We start from the raw sequence: 4,467 nt of genomic DNA, 5'->3' as shown, positions 1-4,467 counted from the left end.
CTGGATGGACTGGCGACTGCTTCGCAGCCGAACGGGGATAAATCCCCTCGCCACAATTGGTCATCTATCAAGGAGGCTGTCGTCGCGAGTTGACCAACCCAACAGCTCTATCTCGGTGCTTTGCCCTGGAACGCCCGTTCTAGAGCCGTTGTAGGAAAAATTTCCATGGTGCTCAATGGCCATCAACGGCTATGCTAGGCTGGATCCAAACAATCACAGGTAATACCGGTTTTACGTCTACTCAAAGGGAATGGGGGGCTTCCTGACACAACCGGACGAGCCACGCTGGGGCTTCAATGCGCTATTTGCTGATGTTGCTGTTCTGCTTGCCCCTCATGGCGAGCGCTGTCGAATTCGACGAATTCACCCAGAGCCTGCCACTGGGCCGATCGCTGCAAGTGTTCGAAGACCCGAGCGGTCAGGCGACGATTGCCGACGTCCGCGCGCAAGATGCCACCGGCCAGTTCAAAGCCCACGACAAAGCCACGCTCAACGCCGGTTACTCGCGTTCGGCGTTCTGGCTGAAGATCGACCTGCATTACCGCCCGAGCAACCCGGCCGCCCAGCGCACCTGGTTGCTGGAACTGGCCTATCCGCCGCTTGATCACCTCGATCTTTACTTGCCTGATGCCACCGGTGCATACCGACTGGTGCGCCAGACCGGCGATGCCTTGCCTTTCGCCAGTCGCGAGATCCGCCAGAACAACTACCTGTTCGACCTTCCCTTCAAGCCGGATCAACAGCAGACGCTGTACCTGCGACTGGCCAGCGAAGGCTCGATCCAGGCGCCGGTGACGTTGTGGTCGAGCACCGCGTACCTCGAAGACCAACCGGTGCGCCTGTATGTGCTCGGCATCATTTATGGCGTGCTGCTGGGGATGCTGGTCTACAACCTGTTCATCTACCTGAGCGTGCGCGACACCAGTTACCTCTATTACATCTTCTATATCGGCTCGTTCGGCCTCTATCAATTGTCGGTGAATGGCGCGGCGGTTGAGTATTTCTGGCCGGACAACCCATGGTGGGCCAACGCCGCGACGCCATTCTTCATCGGTTGCGCCGGGCTGTTCGGCAGCCAGTTCGCCCGCAGTTTCCTGCAGACCAAGACCCACAGCCCCTGGCTGGATCGCTTGCTGATCGGCCTGATTGCCTTCAGTGCGCTGGTGATCGGCCTGTCGCTGATGACCAGTTACGCCCTGGCCCTGCGCCTGGCGACCACACTGGCGCTGACCTTCACCGTAGTGATCTTTGCCGCCGGGATTCTTGCCTGGTGGCGCGGCCTGCGTGTGGCGCGTTACTTCATCATCGCCTGGTCGGCATTCCTGCTCGGCGGCATCGTCAACACGCTGATGGTGCTGGGCCTGCTGCCCAACGTGTTTTTGACCATGTACGCCAGCCAGATCGGCTCGGCCATCGAGGTGGCGCTGCTGTCGCTGGCGCTGGCCGACCGCATCAACGCGATGCGCGAACAACAGGCGCAGACCTTGTTCGACGCCGGGCAGAAACTCGAAGTGCTCAACCAGCAACTGGCCCACAGCAACAAGCTCAAGGACGAATTCCTCGCCACGCTGACTCACGAATTGCGCACGCCGATGAATGGGGTGATCGGTTCGCTGGAGCTGATGCAGACCGTCGACCTCGATCCCGAGCTTGAGCAATATCAACAAACCGCCGCCGGTTCCGCCCGCGACATGATGCGCATGGTCAATGGCATCCTTACCCTCACTGAATTGCAGGCCGGCAAACTCAAGGCGACGCCAGGCAGTTTCAGCCTGCGCGCAGTGGTCGAGGCGTTGCGCGTGCAGTTCGAAGGTAATGCAGCGAGCAAGTCGCTGGACTTCAAGGTCGAGGTGCTGCCGACCCTGCCGGATCGCTTGCTCGGCGACAGCGCGAAACTGGCGCAGTGCCTGGAATGCCTGCTGGACAATGCGATCAAGTTCACCCGCGTCGGCGGCCTGGCGTTGCGCGTTACCGGTCGGCCGTCGGCGGATGAGCGCATGGCGCTGTCGTTCGCGGTGATCGACACCGGTATCGGTTTCACTGATCTGGGCGAGGCAACCCTGTATCAGCGTTTCTTCCAGCTCGACGGTTCGATGACTCGCGAATACGGCGGCCTGGGGGTGGGTCTGGCGATCTGCCGGCAACTGGTCGAGTTGCTCGGCGGCAAACTCACCCATCGCTCCGAGCCCGGACGCGGCAGCCGCTTCCAGCTCGATGTCGAATTCGAACTGCCGGTGGTCGAAGCGCCTGCGGATCAGCCGCCCCGCGATTGCATTCGTGCGCCGCAGGACTGCACGGTGCTGCTGGTGGATGACAACAGCGTCAACCAACTGGTGATGCGTGGCATGTTGCTCAAGCTCGGTTTCCGCGTGCGCAGCGCTGATAACGGCGCCGCGGCGCTGGACTGCCTGCAACGGGAAAGCTTCGATGCGGTGCTGATCGATTGCCAGTTGCCCAGCCACGAAGGCGCATCGCTGTGCTGCCAGATCCATGCATTGCCAGGCTGCGCGCATTTGCCAGTGTTCATGCTGGCGCTGGGTGCGGATCGCGAACAATGCGCCCCGGGCGCGGCTATCGACTATCTGCACAAACCGGTGAAATTCGAGGATCTGCAGGCTGCGTTGCAGCGCCGCGTGCTCAGTTGCTGATGGGGTAAAAGCGCCGCAAAAACGGCGCCTATGACACTTTGTTCAAAAAAGCACCAGTGCTTAACTGGTGCCATTGCTGAACACGGAGCGCCGTCATGAACCTGCATCAGTTCGCCGAAACCCACGAAGTCACCAATCAGCCGCCGTCGCTGGACGGCACCAACCTGTATCGCATCGACCTGCCGTTACAGGAGTGGTCGCGGCGTTTTGGCGCCGGTTGGGCCGAGTCGCGCATCGATGCCTATGGCGCACTGGCGGGTGGGCCGCTGATGGAAGCGGGGTTTCTCGCCAACCAGAACAAACCGCTATTTGCCAGCCATGATCGCTACGGCCATCGCATCGATCTGGTCGAGTTTCACCCGGCTTACCACGAGCTCATGCGCACTGCGATCGAACATGGCCTGACCTCGCTGCCTTGGGCACACCCGCAGGACGGCGCGCATGTCGCCCGCGCTTCGATGACCTATCTGCACAGCCAGGCCGAGGCCGGCAGTGGTTGCCCGCTGACCATGACCTTCGCCAGCGTGCCGGCCCTGCGCTTGCAGCCGGAGCTGGCTGAGCAGTGGCTGCCGAAAGTCCTCGCCACCGACTACGATCCGCGCAACGTCGGCATGGCGCACAAGGCCGGCGTGACCATCGGCATGGCGATGACCGAGAAGCAGGGCGGCACCGACGTTCGCGCCAACACCACCAAAGCCTTTCCGGTCGGCGCCAGCGGCCCGGGTCAGGCCTATGAACTGGTCGGGCACAAGTGGTTCTGCTCGGCGCCCATGTGCGACGCCTTCCTGACATTGGCGCAAACCGACAAGGGCTTGAGTTGCTTCATGCTGCCGCGCCATCGCCCGGACGACACGCGCAATCAGTTCTACATCCAGCGTCTGAAAAACAAACTCGGCAACCAGTCCAACGCCTCCAGCGAAGTGGAGTTTCGTGGGGCGCTGGCGTGGATGATCGGCGAAGAAGGGCGCGGCGTGCCGACCATTATCGAGATGGTCGCCATGACCCGTTTCGATTGCATGGTCGGCTCCAGCTCGCTGATGCGCCAGGCGCTGACCCAGGCCAGCCATCACTGCGCGCACCGCAAGGTCGGCGGCAAACTGCTCAGCGAGCAGCCGCTGATGCAAAACGTACTCGCCGATCTGGCGCTGGAGAGCGAAGCGGCGTTGGCGCTGAGTCTGCGCATGGGCAAGGCGCTGGACCATCTGAATGATCGCCACGAAGCGCAGTTCGCGCGGCTGGTGACGGCAGTGGGCAAATACTGGATCTGCAAGCGTGCGCCGGGGATGATCAACGAGGCCGCCGAATGCATGGGCGGTGCTGGATACGTCGAGGACAGCATCCTGCCGCGCCTGTACCGCGAAGCGCCGGTGAATTCGACGTGGGAAGGGTCGGGGAATGTGCAATGTCTGGATGTGCTGCGCGCATTGTCGAAGGAGCCGGGTGTGTTGGATGTGCTGTTCAGCGAATTGGGCGACGGTCATGGCGACAAGCGTCTGGCCGCGCACATTCAGCAGTTGCAGGCGCAGTTCAAGGACACCAGTGACATTCAGTATCGGGCGCGGCAGTTGACCGAAGACATTGCCCTTGGATTGCAGGCCAAACTGTTGCTGGAGGCTGGGAATTCCGTGGTCAGCGATGCCTTCATTGCCAGCCGTCTGAGCGCTAGCGGTCGCGTCTATGGCGGGTTGCCGCGTGGGCTGGACGTTGAAGCGATCGTCGCACGCTCGACTCCACAGCTTTTCTGACCTCAATTTTCCCGACACCACAAAACCCTGTGGGAGCTGGCTTGCCAGCGATGGCGGTCTGTCAGTCAACATCG

The 4,467-nt window shown here is 61.7% G+C and carries 2 protein-coding genes; both read left to right on the top strand.

Going from position 1 to position 4,467, the window contains the following annotated elements; translation table 11 throughout:
* The first annotated feature begins 296 nt into the window (after positions 1–296).
* Positions 297–2,648: a hybrid sensor histidine kinase/response regulator gene (locus F8N49_RS25895; RefSeq protein WP_151553128.1), complete on the top strand. Its 2,352-nt coding sequence runs from the start codon at positions 297–299 to the stop codon at positions 2,646–2,648.
* Between the two features lie 95 nt (positions 2,649–2,743).
* Positions 2,744–4,393, top strand: coding sequence for an acyl-CoA dehydrogenase family protein (locus F8N49_RS25890; RefSeq protein WP_151553126.1), 1,650 nt, complete (start codon positions 2,744–2,746; stop codon positions 4,391–4,393).
* The last annotated feature ends 74 nt before the right edge of the window (positions 4,394–4,467 follow it).

The organism is Pseudomonas sp. GXM4 (genome assembly GCF_008923895.1).
GTDB lineage: Bacteria > Pseudomonadota > Gammaproteobacteria > Pseudomonadales > Pseudomonadaceae > Aquipseudomonas > Aquipseudomonas atacamensis.
This window is presented reverse-complemented; position numbering and strand designations above follow the sequence as displayed.

Excerpts from the sequence above, each read along its gene's own strand:
- F8N49_RS25890 (WP_151553126.1), top strand. The coding sequence starts at position 2,744 with ATGAACCTGCATCAGTTCGCCGAAACCCACGAAGTCACCAATCAGCCG.
- F8N49_RS25895 (WP_151553128.1), top strand. The coding sequence starts at position 297 with ATGCGCTATTTGCTGATGTTGCTGTTCTGCTTGCCCCTCATGGCGAGC.